17 protein-coding genes are annotated in these 17,743 nt (G+C 70.8%); 2 read left to right on the top strand and 15 right to left on the bottom strand.

Annotation, left to right across the window (positions count from 1 at the left end; all coding sequences use genetic code 11):
• Positions 1–3: 3 nt before the first annotated feature.
• Positions 4–990 (bottom strand): aspartate carbamoyltransferase catalytic subunit, encoded by a 987-nt coding sequence (locus ACWD3E_RS22225; RefSeq protein WP_451349421.1) that lies wholly within the window; start codon positions 988–990, stop codon positions 4–6.
• A gap of 97 nt (positions 991–1,087) precedes the next feature.
• On the bottom strand, positions 1,088–1,669 hold the full coding sequence (gene pyrR / locus ACWD3E_RS22220) for a bifunctional pyr operon transcriptional regulator/uracil phosphoribosyltransferase PyrR (RefSeq protein ID WP_451389260.1): 582 nt from the start codon (positions 1,667–1,669) through the stop codon (positions 1,088–1,090).
• Between the two features lie 252 nt (positions 1,670–1,921).
• On the opposite strand from pyrR, the gene bldD reads away from it, so the two are divergent.
• The gene (gene bldD, locus ACWD3E_RS22215; protein WP_014671524.1) at positions 1,922–2,425 is read left to right on the top strand and encodes a transcriptional regulator BldD; all 504 of its coding nucleotides are present in this window, start codon (positions 1,922–1,924) and stop codon (positions 2,423–2,425) included.
• A 176-nt stretch (positions 2,426–2,601) separates the two neighbouring features.
• On the opposite strand, the gene nusB is transcribed toward bldD, so the two are convergent.
• The 13 genes from nusB to ACWD3E_RS22150 all read right to left on the bottom strand — a co-directional run bounded on the left by nusB (position 2,602) and on the right by ACWD3E_RS22150 (position 15,404).
• Positions 2,602–3,036: a transcription antitermination factor NusB gene (gene nusB, locus ACWD3E_RS22210; RefSeq protein WP_451389259.1), complete on the bottom strand. Its 435-nt coding sequence runs from the start codon at positions 3,034–3,036 to the stop codon at positions 2,602–2,604.
• A 2-nt stretch (positions 3,037–3,038) separates the two neighbouring features.
• A complete protein-coding gene (gene efp / locus ACWD3E_RS22205) occupies positions 3,039–3,605 on the bottom strand; it encodes an elongation factor P (RefSeq protein WP_451389258.1) in 567 nt (188 codons plus the stop codon).
• Between the two features lie 49 nt (positions 3,606–3,654).
• Positions 3,655–4,761, bottom strand: a complete 1,107-nt coding sequence (locus tag ACWD3E_RS22200) for an aminopeptidase P family protein (protein WP_451389257.1) — start codon at positions 4,759–4,761, stop codon at positions 3,655–3,657.
• Positions 4,762–4,828: 67 nt separating this feature from the next.
• The gene (locus ACWD3E_RS22195) at positions 4,829–5,635 is read right to left on the bottom strand and encodes a Pro-rich N-terminal domain-containing protein (RefSeq protein WP_451389256.1); all 807 of its coding nucleotides are present in this window, start codon (positions 5,633–5,635) and stop codon (positions 4,829–4,831) included.
• A gap of 163 nt (positions 5,636–5,798) precedes the next feature.
• Positions 5,799–6,890, bottom strand: a complete 1,092-nt coding sequence (gene aroB / locus ACWD3E_RS22190) for a 3-dehydroquinate synthase (protein ID WP_451389255.1) — start codon at positions 6,888–6,890, stop codon at positions 5,799–5,801.
• Positions 6,887–7,369 (bottom strand): shikimate kinase, encoded by a 483-nt coding sequence (locus ACWD3E_RS22185; protein ID WP_451349702.1) that lies wholly within the window; start codon positions 7,367–7,369, stop codon positions 6,887–6,889. The genes aroB and ACWD3E_RS22185 overlap by 4 nt, the downstream gene beginning before the upstream one ends.
• 32 nt (positions 7,370–7,401) lie before the next feature.
• On the bottom strand, positions 7,402–8,586 hold the full coding sequence (aroC, locus tag ACWD3E_RS22180) for a chorismate synthase (protein WP_451389254.1): 1,185 nt from the start codon (positions 8,584–8,586) through the stop codon (positions 7,402–7,404).
• Between the two features lie 165 nt (positions 8,587–8,751).
• Positions 8,752–9,591, bottom strand: a complete 840-nt coding sequence (locus ACWD3E_RS22175) for a shikimate dehydrogenase (RefSeq protein WP_451389253.1) — start codon at positions 9,589–9,591, stop codon at positions 8,752–8,754.
• Positions 9,572–11,284, bottom strand: a complete 1,713-nt coding sequence (mltG, locus tag ACWD3E_RS22170; protein WP_451389252.1) for an endolytic transglycosylase MltG — start codon at positions 11,282–11,284, stop codon at positions 9,572–9,574. The genes ACWD3E_RS22175 and mltG overlap by 20 nt, the downstream gene beginning before the upstream one ends.
• Positions 11,285–11,406: 122 nt before the next feature.
• Positions 11,407–11,871: a Holliday junction resolvase RuvX gene (gene ruvX / locus ACWD3E_RS22165; protein ID WP_451349431.1), complete on the bottom strand. Its 465-nt coding sequence runs from the start codon at positions 11,869–11,871 to the stop codon at positions 11,407–11,409.
• Between the two features lie 27 nt (positions 11,872–11,898).
• Positions 11,899–14,571, bottom strand: coding sequence for an alanine--tRNA ligase (alaS, locus tag ACWD3E_RS22160; RefSeq protein ID WP_451389251.1), 2,673 nt, complete (start codon positions 14,569–14,571; stop codon positions 11,899–11,901).
• A complete protein-coding gene (locus ACWD3E_RS22155; RefSeq protein ID WP_451389250.1) occupies positions 14,571–14,939 on the bottom strand; it encodes a hypothetical protein in 369 nt (122 codons plus the stop codon). Before ACWD3E_RS22155 ends, alaS begins: the two co-directional genes overlap by 1 nt.
• 9 nt (positions 14,940–14,948) lie before the next feature.
• Positions 14,949–15,404 carry a DUF948 domain-containing protein gene (locus ACWD3E_RS22150; RefSeq protein ID WP_451389249.1) on the bottom strand — a complete coding sequence of 152 codons (456 nt, stop codon included), beginning with the start codon at positions 15,402–15,404 and terminating at the stop codon, positions 14,949–14,951.
• Positions 15,405–15,566: 162 nt separating this feature from the next.
• Between ACWD3E_RS22150 and ACWD3E_RS22145 the strand changes: the two genes are divergently transcribed.
• On the top strand, positions 15,567–17,741 hold the full coding sequence (locus ACWD3E_RS22145) for an ATP-binding protein (RefSeq protein ID WP_451389248.1): 2,175 nt from the start codon (positions 15,567–15,569) through the stop codon (positions 17,739–17,741).
• Positions 17,742–17,743: the final 2 nt, after the last annotated feature.

The raw sequence follows: 17,743 nt of genomic DNA, 5'->3' as shown, positions 1-17,743 counted from the left end.
GGGTTACTTCTCCTCGGAACCGGTGGGGCGGGTGTGGGTGACGGCGGGTTCGTTGCCGCCCAGCAGCAGGTAGAGCACGGCCATCCGGATGGAGACTCCGTTGGCGACCTGCTCGATGGCGGTGCAGCGGTCGGAGTCGGCGACCTCGGCGGTGATCTCCATGCCTCGGACCATCGGGCCGGGGTGCATCACGATGGCGTGCTCGGGCAGCCGGGCCATGCGGTCGCCGTCGAGGCCGTAGCGCCGCGAGTACTCGCGCTCGGTCGGGAAGAAGGCGGCGTTCATCCGCTCGCGCTGGACGCGCAGCATCATCACCGCGTCGCTCTTGGGCAGCGTGCTGTCCAGGTCGTACGAGACCGCGCAGGGCCAGTTCTCGACGCCGACCGGCACCAGCGTGGGCGGGGCGACCAGGGTGACCTCGGCGCCGAGGGTGTGCAGCAGGTCGACGTTGGAGCGGGCGACCCGGCTGTGCAGGACGTCGCCGACGATCGTGATGCGCTTTCCGGCCAGGTCCTGCCCTATCCCGGCGTCCCGGCCGACCAGGCGGCGGCGCATGGTGAAGGCGTCCAGCAGGGCCTGGGTGGGGTGCTGGTGGGTGCCGTCGCCGGCGTTGATGACGGCGGCGTCGATCCAGCCGGAGTTGGCCAGGCGGTAGGGGGCGCCGGAGGCGCCGTGCCGGATGACGACGGCGTCGACGCCCATCGCCTCCAGGGTCTGGGCGGTGTCCTTCAGGGACTCGCCCTTGGACACGCTGGACCCCTTGGCGGTGAAGTTGATGACGTCCGCGGACAGTCGCTTCTCGGCGGCTTCGAAGGAGATCCGGGTGCGGGTGGAGTCCTCGAAGAAGAGGTTGACGACGGTGCGGCCGCGCAGGGTCGGCAGCTTCTTGATCGGCCGGTCGGCGACCCGGGCCATCTCCTCGGCGGTGTCGAGGATCAGGACGGCGTCGTCGCGGGTGAGGTCGGCGGCCGAGATGAGATGACGCTGCATCTGTCAGGCTCCGTAAGGCAGTTCAGGTTCGGGAGATTCTGGGCAAACCGGCGCGTGAGTGGGCGCGTTGGAGCGGCTGTACCGTGCGCCCGGCTTGCTACTGGCCGGCCGGCTTCACACCGAGCAGCACGGTGTCGCGACCGTCCTCCTCGGCGAGCTGGACCTTGACCGTCTCCCGCAACGACGTGGGGAGGTTCTTGCCGACATAGTCGGCGCGGATGGGCAGTTCGCGGTGGCCTCGGTCGACCAGGACCGCGAGCTGGACCGCGCGCGGGCGCCCGATGTCGTTCAGGGCGTCGAGGGCGGCGCGGATGGTGCGGCCGGAGAAGAGCACGTCGTCGACCAGGACGACCAGGCGGCCGTCGATGCCGTCACCGGGGATCTCGGTGCGGGCCAGCGCACGCGGCGGGTGCATGCGCAGGTCGTCGCGGTACATGGTGATGTCGAGCGAGCCGACCGGGACCTTGCGGTCGGTGATCTGCTCCAGCTTGACGGCGAGCCGCTGGGCGAGGAAGACGCCCCGGGTCGGAATGCCGAGAAGCACCACGTCGTCGGCGCCCTTGGCGCGCTCGACGATCTCGTGGGCGATGCGGGTCAGTACCCGCGCGATGTCGGGGCCTTCGAGAACGGGCCTCGCATCGGACGCCTGCTGATTCGCGTGCGTGTCCTGCTTGTCCATACGAAACGGACCTCCTTCTCCGCCTCACGGGACGGACCTTAAAGGACGTCGGAATTGCGCCATCAACGGTAGCAGGTCATGGAGAGGCCCCTGATCACCCCCTTGGCCCAAGCGGGCGGCGCCACCACGGAAGAGTCGGTGTGGACCATTCGGCTTGACGCAGAAGAGTCACGCTGCGTAACCTCACAGTGAGTTACCAGCCGCGCGGCGGGACAACAGCCGGCCGCGTTGACACAGTGTCCGGGGAGCTATATGTCCAGCGAATACGCCAAACAGCTCGGGGCCAAGCTCCGGGCCATCCGCACCCAGCAGGGCCTTTCCCTCCACGGTGTCGAGGAGAAGTCCCAGGGTCGCTGGAAGGCCGTCGTGGTCGGTTCGTACGAGCGCGGCGACCGCGCCGTCACCGTGCAGCGCCTTGCCGAGCTGGCCGATTTCTATGGCGTTCCTGTGCAGGAGCTGCTGCCGGGCACCACGCCGGGCGGGGCCGCCGAGCCGCCGCCGAAGCTGGTGCTCGACCTGGAGCGCCTGGCCACCGTGCCGGCCGAGAAGGCAGGCCCCCTTCAGCGCTACGCGGCGACCATCCAGTCCCAGCGCGGCGACTACAACGGCAAGGTGCTGTCGATCCGCCAGGACGACCTGCGCACACTCGCCGTCATCTACGACCAGTCCCCCTCGGTCCTCACCGAGCAGCTGATCAGCTGGGGTGTCCTGGACGCGGATGCGCGCCGCGCGGTGGCCACGCACGAAGAGGCCTGACCGCCTGCATCAGCTGAGCAGAAACGTGCCGCCGGGGTGGCCGGAACTTTGCGGTTCCGGCCACCCCGGCGGCTTTCTGCGCGCCTCGTGGGGCGCGGAGGTACGGATACGCCGGAGGGCCCGCAGCAGTCGCACTGCGGGCCCTCCGGCGTTTTCTCGTACCGCGCTCGTACCGCTTACGCCTGGTCCCGGCGCAGCTGCGGCTTCAGCTCCTTGAGCCGGCCCAGCAGGCCGTTGACGAACGAGGGCGACTCGTCGGTCGAGAACTCCTTCGCCAGCTGCACCATCTCGTCCAGGACGACGGCGTCCGGGGTCTCGTCCACCCAGATCAGCTCGTAGGCGCCCAGGCGCAGGATGTTGCGGTCGACGACCGGCATCCGGTCGAGCGTCCAGCCGACCGCGTACTGGGCGATCAGCTCGTCGATGCGCTTCGCGCGCACCGCGTAGCCCTCGACCAGCTGCATCGTGTACTCGCTGACCGGAGGCTGCCGGGTGTCGGACCGGGACAGCCGGATCCAGTCCGCGAGGACCGTCAGGACGTCGGCGCCGCGCTGATCGCCCTCGAAGAGGATCTGGAAGGCGCGCTTGCGAGCCGTGTTACGGGCAGCCACGGTTAGCTGCTCACCCGGCCGAGGTAGTCGCTCGTGCGCGTGTCGACCTTGATCTTCTCGCCGGTCGTGATGAAGAGCGGGACCTGGATCTGGTGGCCGGTCTCCAGGATGGCGGGCTTGGTGCCACCGGTGGAGCGGTCGCCCTGGACGCCGGGCTCGGTCTCCTGGATGGTCAGCTCGACGGCGGCGGGGAGCTCGACGAAGAGCACCTCGCCCTCGTGCTGGGCGACGACGGCCGTGAAGCCCTCGATCAGGAAGTTCGCGGCGTCGCCGACGGTCTTCCGGTCGATGTGCAGCTGGTCGTACGTGTCCATGTCCATGAACACGAAGTACTCGCCGTCCATGTACGAGAACTGCATGTCGCGCTTGTCGACAGTGGCCGTCTCGACCTTGACGCCGGCGTTGAAGGTCTTGTCGACCACCTTGCCGGACAGCACGTTCTTGAGCTTGGTGCGCACGAAAGCGGGGCCCTTGCCGGGCTTGACGTGCTGGAACTCGACGACGGACCAGAGCTGGCCGCCTTCGAGCTTGAGCACCATGCCGTTCTTGAGGTCGTTCGTGGAAGCCACGGTTGCGGAATCTCCTGGACTGACGTACGACCCCGGGGCACGCACCTTCCTAGAGGGCGAGCAGCTCCTTGGTCGTGATGGTGAGTAGCTCGGGTCCGCCGTCCGCCTCGGGGCGTACGACGAGCGTGTCATCGATCCGGACGCCGCCCCGGCCCGGGAGGTGGACCCCCGGTTCGACGGTGACCGGCACGCAAGCGTCCAGTTTACCCATGGCTGCGGGCGCCAGCTGCGGGTCCTCGTCGATTTCGAGTCCGACACCGTGTCCGGTGAGCGGTGGCAGGCCCTCCGCATAGCCCGCGGAGTCCAGCACCTGGCGTGCCGCCCGGTCCACGTCCCGGCAGGCCGTACCGGGCGCCAGGGACTCGCGTCCGGCGCGCTGGGCGGCGAAGACCAGGTCGTACAGCTCGATCTGCCAGTCGGCGGGCGAGGTGCCGATGACGAAGGTACGGCCGATCTCGCAGCGGTAGCCGCGGTAGGTGGCGCCGAGACAGACGGAGAGGAAGTCGCCCTCCTCCACGCGCCGGTCGGTGGGACGGTGGCCGCGGCGGCCGGAGTTCGGCCCGGTGGCCACGGAGGTGGGGAACGCGGGCCCGTCGGCGCCGTGGTCGACCAGGCGCCGCTCCAGCTCCAGCGCGAGGTGCCGTTCGGTGCGGCCGACCAGGATGGACTCCAGCAGCTCGCCGAGGGCCTGGTCGGCGATCTCGGCGCCGATGCGCAGACAGGAGATCTCCTCCTCGTCCTTGACCACCCTCAGCTGCTCCACGGCCGCGCCGAGGTCGGCGAGGCGTAGGCGGGGGGCGACGGAGGCCATGGCCCGGTAGCGGGTGACCGTGAGGTGGTGCTCCTCCAGGGCGAGGGCGTCGGCGTCCTGGGCCGCGGCGAGGCCGGCTGCCGCGACGGCGGGGTCGCCGCCGGGTTTCGGCAGCACGTGCAGCCGCAGGCGCTCGTCCGGCCGCCCCTCGGCGGGGCGGTCCTCGGGCGGGCCGGCGCAGACGAGCAGGTCCTCGCGTCTGCCGAGGAGCAGGACGGAGCCCCGCGGGGCGGCGCCCGCCAGGTACCGCACGTTGGCAGGGCGGGACACCAGGGCAGCGGGGGAACCGGACGCGTTGCAGCGCTCTCTCAGCCGGGATCGGCGAGTCGCGTACACCTCTGACATGAGATGAGCGTAGGAGTTTTGCCCGGGTTGTGACGATTTTTACGGGCCGAGTGGGGTGGGGTGCGGCCTACCAGCTCGGGGGGCTCGCTATCGCCCTCGCCAGGACCTCGTCCAGGACTCTCGCCGTGCCCGGCACGTCCAGTTGCGAGTTGTCGATGATCGGCAGGCCCGAGCCGTACCAGCCCGCCATGCGGCCGTGGATGCGGGCCACCTCCTCGTCGGTGAGGCGGCGGTTGCCGGAGCGCTGTGCGTTGCGCTCCAGGACGATCTCCAGGCCCGGGAGCAGGACGACCGGGAGCAGTCCGGGGCCCACGTGGCGCTTCCAGCCGCCGAGGCCCACGACCGGGCGGTCAGGGAAGACCGCGTCGTCGAGGATGCAGGAGATGCCGTTGGCGAGGAAGTTCCGCGCGGCGAAGCCGCAGGTGCGGCGGGCCAGGCGGTACTGGGCCTCGGAGTTGTCGTTCCAGCCGGACTGGGGGTCGGCGAAGCCCGAGCGGACCCATTCGCGGACGTCGTCCAGGCTGATGTGGGCGGTGGGCACCCGGCGGTGGTCCGCCCAGTACTTGGCCACGCTGGTCTTGCCGGCCCCGGCCGGGCCGATCAGCAGCACGGCCAGGGTGGTGGCCGCCGGGTCCGGGACCGTGACTGCGGCGGGAGGCGCGGCGGGGACGCCGACCGGGCCGCCGGGCGGCAGCGGGACATGGCCGGTGGTATCGGGAGCCGGCGGTACCTGGGGCGGCGGGGGCACGGAGGCCTGGCCCTGTGGGACTCCCGCGGGCGGGCCCGGGTGGTGTGCGGCCGACGCCCAGCCGGCGTGCGGCCCCCGCCCCGGCTGGTGGGGCGGCGGCAGCGGAGACCCCACTGCGTGCTGCATCCGTTGCCACTCCGTCTCGTGCATTGCGTTCGTGCCAAAGCGGGGGCGAGCCCCGCTCCGCACCGAACGGTACCGTCCCCGGTCGTCGTTTGCTGAAACGACCGGGGGCGGTCCGAAGTGCCCGTTCCGCAAAGGAAGTCGGGCGAACACAGCGGTGAGGGGCCTACTGGCCCACTTCTCCGTACGCGGCGAGCAGGACGGCCGGGTCCGGGCCCTCCAGGACGGTCGGCTTGGCCAGGCCGTCGAGGACGATGAAGCGCAGCAGGTTGCCGCGGGACTTCTTGTCGACCTTCATCGTCTCCAGCAGCTTGGGCCACTGGTCGTAGCGGTAGCTCAGCGGGAGGCCGACCGATTCGAGGATCGTCCGGTGCCTGTCCGCCGTCGCGTCGTCCAACCGGCCCGCCAGGCGGCCGAGTTCGGCGGCGAAGTGCATGCCGACCGCGACCGCGGCGCCGTGCCGCCACTTGTAGCGCTCGTTCTTCTCGATGGCGTGGCCGAGCGTGTGGCCGTAGTTGAGGATCTCACGCAGGCCGGACTCCTTCAGGTCCGAGGAGACGACCTCGGCCTTCACGCGGATCGAGCGCTCGATGAGCTCGGCCGTGTGCGGGCCCGCCGGGGTCCGGGCGGCCTCGGGGTCTGCCTCGATGAGGTCGAGGATCACCGGGTCGGCGATGAAGCCGGCCTTGATGATCTCGGCGAGTCCGGAGACGTAGTCGTTGACCGGGAGGGAGTCCAGCGCGGCCAGGTCGGCGAGGACGCCGGCCGGCGGGTGGAAGGCGCCGACGAGGTTCTTGCCCTCGGCGGTGTTGATGCCGGTCTTGCCGCCGACCGCCGCGTCCACCATGGCCAGCACGGTGGTGGGGACGGCGATCCAGCGCACCCCGCGCAGCCAGGTCGCGGCGACGAAACCGGCAAGGTCCGTGGTCGCGCCGCCGCCGACGCCGACGATGACGTCGGTGCGGGTGAAGCCGGACTGGCCGAGCGCCTTCCAGCAGTAGGCGGCGACCTCGGCGGTCTTGGCCTCCTCGGCGTTGGGCACCTGGATGGCGACGGCCTCGAAGCCCTGCTCGGCCAGGTCGGCGCGGAGCGCGTCGCCGGTCTCGGCCAGCGCCTCCGGATGGATCACGGCCACGCGCTTGGCCTTCTGGCCGATCAGCGCGGCCAGCTCGCCCAGGAGTTGGCGGCCGACCAGCACCTCGTACGGGTCGGTGCCCGCGGTGCCGGCGACCTGGATCCGGGTGACTGCCTCGCTCATGCTTCCTTCAACTCCAAAGCGTCCAGCGCGTGTTGGGTGACCTCTTCGGGAGTGCGCCCGTCCGTCGCGACGACGACGGTGGCGACCTCCTCGTACAGGTGCCGCCGGGCCTCCATCAGCTCGCGCCACTGCTTGCGCGGGTTGACGGCGAGCAGCGGCCGGGCCACGTTCAGGCCGGTGCGCTTGACGGCCTCCTCGACGTCCATCGAGAGGTAGACCACGCGGTGCCCGGCGAGCAGCGCGCGGGTGTCCGCGTCGAGGACCGCCCCGCCGCCGAGCGAGAGGACACCCTCGAACTCGGCGAGCGCGGTGCGCACGGCCTGCTTCTCGATCGCGCGGAAGGCGGGCTCGCCCTCGTCCACGAAGATGTCGGCGATGGTGCGGCCCTCGGCCTCGACGATGTCGTCGTCTGTGTCGCGGTAGCCGACGCCCAGCCGCTCGGCCAGCAGCCGGCCGACGGTGGACTTGCCGACGCCCATCGGTCCGACGAGTACGACCGCAGGCACGGCGCTCACCGGATGTGGAGGTTGTCGAGGTACGACTGCACGTTGCGGCGGGTCTCGGGGACGGAGTCGCCGCCGAACTTCTCGGCGACCGCGTCCGCGAGGACGAGCGCGACCATGGCCTCGGCGACGATGCCCGCGGCCGGCACGGCGGAGACGTCGGAACGCTGGTGGTGGGCCTGGGCGACCTCGCCCGTGGCGACGTCCACGGTCTTCAGGGCGCGCGGCACGGTCGCGATCGGCTTCATCGCGGCCCGCACCCGCAGCAGTTCGCCGGTGCTCAGGCCGCCCTCGGTGCCGCCGGAACGGCCGGAGACGCGCCGGATGCCCTCGGGCGTGCCGACGATCTCGTCGTGCGCCTTGGAGCCGGGCACCCGGGCCAGCTCGAAGCCGTCGCCGACCTCGACGCCCTTGATCGCCTGGATGCCCATCAGGGCACCGGCGAGCCGGGCGTCCAGCCGGCGGTCCCAGTGCACGTGCGAGCCGAGGCCGACCGGAACGCCGTACGCCAGCACCTCGACCACGCCGCCGAGCGTGTCGCCGTCCTTGTGGGCCTGGTCGACCTCCGCGACCATCGCCTTGGAGGCGTCCGCGTCCAGGACGCGCAGCGGGTCGGCGTCCAGCTTCTCGACATCGGCCGGGGTGGGGTACACGCCCTGCGGAGCCTTCACGGAGCACAGCTCGACGACGTGCGAGACGATCTCGATGCCCGTCGTCTCCTTCAGGTACGACCTGGCGACCGCGCCGAGCGCCACGCGGGCGGCGGTCTCGCGGGCGGAGGCGCGCTCCAGGATCGGGCGGGCCTCGTCGAAGCCGTACTTCTGCATGCCGGCGAGGTCGGCGTGGCCGGGCCGGGGGCGGGTCAGCGGAGCGTTGCGGGCCAGACCCTCCAGGATCTCGGGGTCGACCGGGTCGGCCGCCATGACCTGGTCCCACTTGGGCCACTCGGTGTTGCCCACCATGATCGCGACCGGGGAGCCGAGGGTGAGTCCGTGCCGGACGCCGCCCAGGAAGGTGACCTCGTCGCGCTCGAACTTCATCCGGGCGCCGCGGCCATAGCCGAGCCGCCGCCGAGCAAGGTGGTCGGCCACCATCTCCGTGGTGATCGGCACGCCGGCGGGAAGGCCCTCCAGCGTCGCGACAAGTGCGGGACCGTGGGACTCCCCCGCGGTCAGCCAACGCAGCCTGCTCAACGAAGCTCCTCAGTGTTCGCGCCCGGTACTGCCCTGCGCACGCGTCCCTTCGCGTACGGCGACGGCGCAACCGGATGCGCGGCCCCGGCCCGCCATACCCGATCCTCCCACGTCCGGGAAGAGGATCCGGCGGGCGGTCCAGCAGACGGACGCGGAATCTCGAGTTCAGCGCGCCGCGAGCGCCACCTCACCGGCGTGCCGCATGGCCTCCAGGGGAGCCGGGCTGCAGCCGGTCATCTGCTCGACCTGCAGGACGGCCTGGTGGACCAGCAGGTCGAGGCCGCTGACGACGGCACCGCCGAACATGGACCAGCGGGCCGCCAGCTCGGTCGGCCAGGGCTCGTAGAGCACGTCGAAGAGGGTGGCCGGGCGCTCCGGGACGGCGGTGACGAGGGCGTCGGTCGTGCCGGCGGGCGTGGTGGCGATCACCAGCGGGGCGCGCAGCGCCTGCGTGGCGTCGGACCAGTCGGCCGTGCGGACGTCGACGTCGAGCCGTTCGCCCCACTGGCGCATCTCGGCGGCGCGGGCCTCGCTGCGGACGTAGGCGACTACCTCGCCGGTGCAGATCCGGGCGAGCGCGGCGAGCGCGGAGGAGGCGGTGGCACCGGCACCGAGGATCGCGGCGGAGTCGACCTGCTCGATGCCGTGTTCGCGCAGGGCGGCCACCATGCCCGGGATGTCGGTGTTGTCTCCGAGGCGGCGGCCGTCCTCGGTGAAGACGACCGTGTTGACCGCGTCGACGGAGGCGGCCGTGTCGCTGATCCCGTCCAGCAGCGGGATGACCGCCCGCTTGAGCGGCATGGTCAGCGACAGCCCCGCCCACTCCGGCCCGAGCTTCTCGACGAAGCCGGGCAGCGCGGCCTCGTCGACCTCGAAGCGGTCGTACGACCAGCCGGTGAGCCCGAGGGCGTCGTACGCGGCCCGGTGCAGCACCGGGGAGAGGGAGTGGGCGATGGGCGATCCGAGCACGGCGGCCCGGCGGGCGTCAGTTGCCCGAGCTGGCATTGAATTTGTCCTTGAGCTGCTTGAATTCGGCGTACGTCTTGGCGAATTCGGTGTTGGTCGTACCGTCGGTCGCCACGAAATAGATCCAGCCGTCGTGGGTCGGATTCAGTGCCGCCTTCAGCGCGTCGTCGCCGGGATTGCCGATCGGACCGGGCGGAAGGCCCTTGTGGGTATAGGTGTTGTACGGGTTCCGGTTGCCGTTGATCTCCTTCTCGGAGATATGGATGTTGCTGGTCCCCTTGAGGTAGTTGTAGGTCGAGTCGAACTGGAGGAGCTGGTTGGTCTCCGTATTCGTCGGCTTGAGGCGGTTGTAGACCACTTCCGCCATCTTGCGGAAGTCGTCGTGCGTCTTGCCCTCGGCCTGGACCAGGCTCGCGACCGTGACGAGCTGGAAGGCGTTGTCGAGCCCCAGGGCCTTGGCCTTCGCCGACAGGTCGTAGGCCGCGTACTTCTCCTTGGCCTGGGTGACCATCTGCTTGAGGACCGCGTCCGGCTTCATGCCCTTGGCGGCCGGATAGGTGCCCGGGAAGAAGAAGCCCTCCAGCGGGTCCTTGACGCCGCTGTTGTTCTGTGCCCAGCTCGGCATGCCGAGGCTCTTGTACTGGGCCTGGGCTACCTTCTGCGTGGTTCCGGATGAAAGCTGGAGTTTCTTGTCGATGTCCGCGTAGACGCGTGCGTTCCGCTCGCCCGGGGTGACCATCACGTTGTTCTGGCTCTTCGGGTCGAGCATCATCTGCACGGCGCTGGCGGCGGACATCTCCTTTTTCAGGAGATAGGCGCCGGCCTGAATGGTGTCGCCCTTCGAGTTCTGCCCCTGGGCGTGCACGAAGGCCTCGGCGCTCTTGACGACGCCGGCCTCCTTCAGCCGGCGGCCGATCTCCCAGCCGCCCGCGCCCTTGGGGATCTCGACGGTCACCGTCTCGCTGCTGCCGGCGCCCGCGTAGTCCGGAGCCGCGCCGAAACGATTTTGGTAGAACTTGTAGCCGAAATACCCGACTCCGCCCAGGCCGCCCCCGAACACCAGGACGACCACCATGCAGGCGCAGCCGGTACGGCGCTTCTTGCTCTTGACCGGTTTCCGGCCCTTGCCGCGCCGGTCCCCCCGGCCACGGCGGCTCTCGGACTCGTCCTCGTCCTCGTCGTCCTCGCCGCCCGCGAAGAAGGCGTGCTCGCCCTGGTCCTCCCCCGGGTCCCAGCCGGTCTCCGGGTCGGGGTCCGGGCCCGGCTCCGGGCGCCTGCGGCCGGGCGGCACCGGCGGCGGGTAGGCGTCGTCGGTGCCGTAGAAGTCTGGCTGCTCCCCGCCATAGGCCGTCGGACTCTGGCCGTACGGGTCACCGGGGTCTGCGGCGTACGGCACATGGCCGTGGGTGCCGGTCGCGTCCCAGCCGCCCTGGTACTGCTGCTGGTACTGCTGCTGGTGCTGCTGCTGGGTCTGACCCGGAACCTGCGGGTCGTACTGCTGCCGGCCCTGTCCGTCGTGGTACGGGTACTGCTGCCCGCCGTACCCCGGTTGCTGCTGCTGAGACCAGTCGCCGTACTGGGGCTGCTGCGGCTGCTGCGGGTACTGCTGCTGCTGGCCGCCGTAGGGCTGCTGACCCGCGTGGGTCTGCTGCCCTCCCCATCCGCCGTCCCCGTACAACGGGTCCTCCGGATGCCACGGTTCGGAGCCTGGGCCCCGGCCATACTCAGTCATCGATCCCCTAGAGCCGCGAGGCCGACCGGTCACCGGCCCGTCGGCCCGCTTCCGTTCCGCCTCTTGCTGTGCCCCGGCTGTTCGAACACCGGCGCATCGCGCGGAACGTTACCGTATCGCGATCAGATGACCACTTCGACGCCCTCGCCGGGTGGTTTACCTGACACCCGTTCGGATTCGAGGGCCTGTTGCAGGATGATGACGGCCGCGGCCTGGTCGATCACGGAGCGGCCCTTCTTGGATTTCACGCCCGAGGCGCGCAGTCCCTGACTGGCCGTCACGGTCGTCATCCGCTCGTCCACCAGGCGGACCGGGACCGGATTGATACCCTTCGCCAACTCCTGGGCAAAGGCCCGGACCTTGACGGCGGCCGGGCCCTCGCCCCCCTTGAGGGAGCGAGGGAGCCCGACGACGACCTCGATCGGTTCGTACTCCTCCACCAGCTGCCGCAGGCGGCGGTGGGCGGCCGGGATGTCCCGGCCAGGGACGGTCTCCACGGGGGTGGCGAGGATCCCGTCGGGGTCGCACGAGGCGACCCCGATGCGGGCGTCCCCGACGTCGATCGCGAGCCGACGTCCTCTGCGCATGTTCTCGGCCGTTTCTTACGTGTCGTCTTACTTGGCGGTCTCGGCGACCAGGCGCTCGACGGCCTCGACGGCCTCACCGACGGCGGCAGGGTTCTGACCGCCGCCCTGGGCGACGTCGGGCTTGCCGCCACCGCCGCCGCCGAGCGTCTTGGCGGCCGTACGGACCAGGTCACCGGCCTTGAGGCCACGCTCGCGGGCGGCCTCGTTGGTGGCGATGACCGTCAGCGGCTTGCCGTTGTTCACCGTGAACAGGGCGACCACCGCGGCCCGGCCGCCCTGGATCCGGCCGCGCACGTCGAGGACCAGCTTGCGCAGGTCGTCCGGCGTGGTGCCGTCCGGGACCCGGCCCGTGACAACGGCCACACCGTGCACGTCCTTGGCGGACGCGGCGAGACCGGCGGCGGCCTGGAGCACCTTCTCGGCGCGGAACTTCTCGATCTCCTTCTCGGCGTCCTTCAGCTTGCCGAGCATCGCGGAGACCTTCTCCGGCAGCTCCTCCGGACGGCCCTTGATCAGCTCCTGGAGCTGGGCGACCACCGTGTGCTCGCGGGCGAGGAAGTTGTAGGCGTCGACGCCGACGAGGGCCTCGATACGGCGCACGCCCGAACCGATGGACGACTCGCCGAGCAGCTTCACCAGGCCCAGCTGGGCGGTGTTGTGCACGTGCGTTCCGCCGCACAGCTCCTTGGAGAAGTCGCCGATGGTCACGACGCGCACGCGCTCGCCGTACTTCTCGCCGAACTCGGCGATGGCGCCCTGCTTCTTGGCCTCGTCGATGCCCATGATCTCGGCGTGCACGTCGAGGTCGCGGGCGAGCACCTCGTTGATCTTCTGCTCGACGTCGGTCATCACGGCCGTCGGAACGGCCGACGGGGAGCCGAAGTCGAAGCGGAAGCGGCCGGGCTGGTTCTCGGAACCGGCCTGGGCGGCCGTCGGGCCGAGGGCGTCGCGCAAGGCCTGGTGGGTGAGGTGGGTGGCCGAGTGGGCGCGGGCGATGGCCTTGCGGCGGCGGGCGTCGATCGAGGCCTGGGCCTTGGCACCGACCGTGACCTCGCCGACCTGGACGACGCCCTTGTGGACGTAGACCCCCGGAACCGGCTTCTGGCAGTCGCGGACCTCGATGACGGCACCGGAGTCGACCTTGATCCGGCCGGTGTCGCCGATCTGGCCGCCGCCCTCGGCGTAGAACGGGGTGCGGTCCAGGACGATCTCGACCTCGTCGCCCTCGGTGGCGGCCGGGGAGGAGACGCCGTCCACCAGGATGCCGACGATCGTGGTCTCGCCCTCGGTGTCGGAGTAGCCGATGAAGTCGGTCTCGCCGGCGGCGTCCGCGATCTCGCGGTAGGCGCCCATGTCGGCGTGGCCGGTCTTCTTGGCCTGGGCGTCGGCCTTGGCGCGCTCCCGCTGCTCCTTCATCAGGCGGCGGAAGCCGTCCTCGTCCACGGACAGCCCCTGCTCGGCGGCCATCTCCAGGGTGAGGTCGATCGGGAAGCCCCAGGTGTCGTGGAGCAGGAACGCCTTGTCGCCGGGCAGGATCGTGGAACCGGACTGCTTGGTCTCGGTGACGGCGGTGTCGAGGATGTTCGTGCCGGCCTTCAGCGTCTTCAGGAAGGCGTTCTCCTCGGCGAGGGCGACCTTCTCGATGCGCTCGCGATCGGTGACCAGTTCGGGGTACTGCTGGCCCATCATCCGGATCACGGTGTCGATCAGGTCGAGGACGACCGGGCCGGTGGCGCCCAGCAGGCGCATGTTGCGGATGGCGCGGCGCATGATGCGGCGCAGGACGTAGCCGCGGCCCTCGTTGCCGGGGGTGACGCCGTCGCCGATGAGCATGGTGGCGGTGCGCATGTGGTCGGTGACCACGCGCAGGGAGACGTCCGAGGCGTGGGCGTCGCCGTAGCGGACGCCGGTCAGCTCGGTGGCCTTGTCGATGACGGCCATGGAGGTGTCGATCTCGTACATGTTCTGCACGCCCTGCAGAATCATGGCGAGGCGCTCCATGCCGAGGCCCGTGTCGATGTTCTTGCTCGGCAGGTCCCCGAGGATCTCGAAGTTGTCCTTGCCGATGCCCTCGCCCCGCTCGTACTGCATGAAGACGAGGTTCCAGATCTCCACGTACCGCTCGTCGTTGACGGCGGGGCCGCCCTCGACGCCGAACTCGGGGCCGCGGTCGTAGTTGATCTCGGAGCAGGGGCCGCAGGGGCCGGGGACGCCCATGGACCAGTAGTTGTCCTTCATGCCCAGGCGCTGGATGCGCTCCTTGGGTACGCCGACGACCTCGTGCCAGATGCGCTCGGCCTCGTCGTCGTCCTTGTAGACGGTGATCCAGAGCTTCTCCGGCTCCAGGCCGTAACCGCCCTTGTCCTGGGGGCTGGTGAGCAGCTCCCAGGCGAGCTTGATGGCGCCTTCCTTGAAGTAGTCGCCGAAGGAGAAGTTGCCGCACATCTGGAAGAACGTGCCGTGACGCGTGGTCTTGCCGACCTCTTCGATGTCGGGCGTGCGCACGCACTTCTGCACGCTGGTGGCGCGCGGGAACGGCGGCTTGACCTCACCCAGGAAGTAGGGCTTGAAGGGCACCATGCCGGCCGGGACGAGGAGCAGAGTCGGGTCGTCCGCGATGAGCGACGCCGAAGGGACGACGGTGTGCCCGCGCTCCTCGAAGAAGCTCAGCCAGCGGCGGCGAATCTCGGCCGACTCCATCAGTGGTCCTCATTCCGGTTGTACGAGTACTTCGTTGGCGAAGAGATCGACGTTTCGATGTACTTCGGTGTGTTGGGGTTGTTGATGTTCTCGATGACGGCATGCCGCCGGGGCGCCGGGAGTTCGGGGTTCTCGTGGATCCCGAGAACCTCCTCCAGCTCGGCCTCCCGCTGGGCCATGTTGTCGCGCACGTCGAGCGCGAAGCCGACCGCGCGGCCCTTCAGGCGCTGACCGGTCTCCAGCGCCTTGTTCGCCGCGGTCGCGGCGAGGCTCTCGGGGGTCAGCTGCTTCAGCTTGCGGTTGACCTTGGTGGTGGCCCACACACCCGCGGCGACACCTGTGGTGAACCAGAACGTTCGGCGGAACATCGCTCGGTCTCAGTCCTTCTCTCCGCGCAGGTTTCGCTTGCTCCGCCGCGCGGCCGGGACGGTCCGGCCCACGATCACGGTACGCCTGGCTGCCCGCGCGGGCACGTCCTCCTTGCGACCGCCGAGGGCCCGCCGCACGCCGTAGCCGAAGGCGGCGACCTTGACCAGCGGGCCGCCGAAGGTGGAGGCGACGGTGGTCGACAGCGCGGAGGCGTTCGACGTGACCTCCTGGACGTCGGAGGCGATCGCGTCGACCCGGTCGATCTGCGTCTGCGCGGACCGCACGGCCGCGGAGGCGTCGGCCAGCAGCGGAACGGCCTGGTCGGTCACGTCCGCCACGAGCTTGGTGGTCGCCTTGAGCGTCTGGGCCAGCCTCGCCAGTGCCACGGCGAGGAAGGAGACCAGGATCGCCCAGAAGACGGCCACCAGGATCCCGGCCACCTCTCCACCGGACACTGTGCGCACCCGCTCCCTGAAACGTGCTCTGACATCGCAACCATGAAAAAAGCAGTGCTCCGAGCCTATCGCGCCGGGACTGGCGCTCCATACCGGATTCCGGTGCGCCGGAGGCGGAGTTGCGGGAAGCGATTGTACGGACTGAACATGGTTCAGTACGCTCCGTGTCCCATGCGAGGTCCTCAGCACCCCGGCCCCTGCGCGGACGGCAGTCCGCCCCTTCACCTGACCGCTTTCGTCGGACGCTCGGCGGAACTCGCCGCGCTGGCCACGGCGCTCGAGGAGACCCGGCTGGTGACCGTGACCGGCGTCGGCGGGGTGGGCAAGTCCCGGCTGGCGGCCCGGGCAGCGGCCGACCGGGCGGCGGCCGGGCCGCAGTCCCCCACCGGCTGGGTCGAGCTGGCGGCGGTGCACGATCCGCAGTTCGTGGAGTACGCGGTCGTGGAGGCGCTGGGGCTGACCGACCACACCACGCGGATGCCCAGGGAGATGCTGCTGGAGCATCTCGCCGGGCGGCGGCTGCTGTTGGTGCTCGACGGCTTCGAGCACCTGGTGGAGGAGTGCGCCGGCCTGGTGGCGGAGCTGCTGCGGAAGCTGCCGGGGCTGCGGGTGCTGGCGGCGGGGCGGCGCCCGCTGGGCGTCGCGGGCGAGCGGCTGTTCCCGCTGGGGCCGCTCGGCGAGGACGAGGCCGTGGAGCTGTTCGCCGACCGGGCCCGGCAGCACGGTCTGGAGCTGTGCGACCGCGCCGACGTACGGGAGGTGTGCCGGCGCCTGGAGGGCATCCCGCTGGCGCTGGAGCTGGCCGCGGGGCGGCTGCGCACCCTGTCCCCCGCGCAGCTGCTGCAGCGGCTGGACGACCGGTTCCGGCTGCTGACCGGCGGCGGCCGGGACGCTCTGCCCCGGCACCAGACGCTGCGCACCGCGATCGGCTGGAGCCATGAGCTGTGCACGCCCGCCGAGCGGCTGCTGTGGGCGCGGCTCTCGGTGTTTGCGCAGACCTTCGACCTGGAGGCCGCCGAGTACGTGTGCAGCGGGGAGGGGCTGCCCGCCGAGGACGTCCTGGACCTGCTCTCGGAACTGCTCGCCCAGTCGGTCCTGGCCCGCGAGGAGGCCGCGACGGGATCCCGCTACCGGATGCTGGACACGGTCCGGGCCTACGGCGCCGACTGGCTGGAGGCGACCGGGGACGCGGCCCGGCTGCGCCGGCGGCACCGCGACTGGTATCTGGGCCTGGCCACCTGGTGCGAGCTGGAGTGGTTCTCGCCGCGGCAGCGGGAGGTGGCCGCGCGGGTCGAGGCCGAGCTGCCGAATCTGCGCGCCGCGCTGGAGTTCGGCCTGACCGAGCCGGAGGAGACGCATCTCGGCCAGTACCTGGCGGGCTCGCTGTGGTTCTGCTGGGCGGGCTGCGGGCGGCTGGCGGAGGGGCGGCGCTGGCTGGAGCGCAGCGTGGAGCTGGAATCGGAGTACGAGCAGTCCCGGCTGAAGGCGCTGTGGGTGCTCGGCTATGTGGCGATCCTGCAGGGCGACACCGTGCCCGCGCTCAAGGCGCTGCAGGAGTGCCGGGAGCAGGCCGAGCGGTCCGCCGACGCGACGGCGGTGGCGTACGCCGAGCACCGCACGGGCTGTCTGGCTCTCGTCACGGATGACATGAACCGCGCAGAAACGCTGCTGCGTTCGGCGCTGGAGCGCTACCGGGAGATCGGCGAACTCAACAGCAACGTCCTGATGGGCCAGGTGGAGCTGGCCATGACGCAGGCCTTCCAGGGCGATCTGCCGGACGCGGTCCGGCTGTGCGAGGACGTGCGCCAGATCTGCGAGGACCACGGGGAGCAGTGGACTCGGTCGTACGCGCTGTACGTCCTGGCGTACGCGGCCTGGCGCGAGGGGGATCCGGCGCGGGCCCGGGAGCTGCTGACGGACGGCCTCGGCAAGGTGCACGCCTTCCACGACCTGCTCGGCTCGGTGCTGACGATCGAGCTGCTGGCGCTGGTGACGGCGACCGAGGGCGATCCGGCCGAGGCGGCGGTGCTCCAGGGCGCGGCGGCCCGGTTGTGGCCCTCGGTGGGGCTGCCGCTGTTCGGCTCGGCGTACTACAACGCGCCGCACGAGCTGTGCGAGGCGACCGCCCGCCGGATGCTGGGCGACGCGCGGTACGAGGAGTGCCTGCGGGAGGGGGCGGCCCTGGACCGGGAGGCGGTGGTGGCCCGGGCGCTGGGCCACGAGGAGCTACGGCCGCTGCGGGCCATGCCGGCACCGCGCGGGCCGGTGCCGTACGGCGACCAGGACGCCCAGAAACGCGAACCCGCCGCCTCGCCCACCCGCAAGGGTGGGGAGACGGCGGGCTGAAG

It is taken from the genome of Streptomyces sp. NPDC002676, assembly GCF_053592455.1.
Note: the sequence above shows the minus strand (reverse complement) of the source record. Positions and strands in the feature narration are given on the sequence as shown.

Coding starts and splice junctions, on each gene's coding strand:
- alaS (WP_451389251.1), bottom strand. CDS start 14,571: ATGGAGTCGGCCGAGATTCGCCGCCGCTGGCTGAGCTTCTTCGAGGAG.
- aroB (WP_451389255.1), bottom strand. CDS start 6,890: ATGAGCGAGGCAGTCACCCGGATCCAGGTCGCCGGCACCGCGGGCACC.
- ACWD3E_RS22195 (WP_451389256.1), bottom strand. CDS start 5,635: ATGCAGCACGCAGTGGGGTCTCCGCTGCCGCCGCCCCACCAGCCGGGG.
- ACWD3E_RS22185 (WP_451349702.1), bottom strand. CDS start 7,369: ATGGGCGTCGGCAAGTCCACCGTCGGCCGGCTGCTGGCCGAGCGGCTG.
- mltG (WP_451389252.1), bottom strand. CDS start 11,284: ATGACTGAGTATGGCCGGGGCCCAGGCTCCGAACCGTGGCATCCGGAG.
- ACWD3E_RS22175 (WP_451389253.1), bottom strand. CDS start 9,591: ATGCCAGCTCGGGCAACTGACGCCCGCCGGGCCGCCGTGCTCGGATCG.
- ruvX (WP_451349431.1), bottom strand. CDS start 11,871: ATGCGCAGAGGACGTCGGCTCGCGATCGACGTCGGGGACGCCCGCATC.
- pyrR (WP_451389260.1), bottom strand. CDS start 1,669: ATGGACAAGCAGGACACGCACGCGAATCAGCAGGCGTCCGATGCGAGG.
- ACWD3E_RS22155 (WP_451389250.1), bottom strand. CDS start 14,939: ATGTTCCGCCGAACGTTCTGGTTCACCACAGGTGTCGCCGCGGGTGTG.
- ACWD3E_RS22145 (WP_451389248.1), top strand. CDS start 15,567: ATGCGAGGTCCTCAGCACCCCGGCCCCTGCGCGGACGGCAGTCCGCCC.
- ACWD3E_RS22225 (WP_451349421.1), bottom strand. CDS start 990: ATGCAGCGTCATCTCATCTCGGCCGCCGACCTCACCCGCGACGACGCC.
- bldD (WP_014671524.1), top strand. CDS start 1,922: ATGTCCAGCGAATACGCCAAACAGCTCGGGGCCAAGCTCCGGGCCATC.
- ACWD3E_RS22200 (WP_451389257.1), bottom strand. CDS start 4,761: ATGTCAGAGGTGTACGCGACTCGCCGATCCCGGCTGAGAGAGCGCTGC.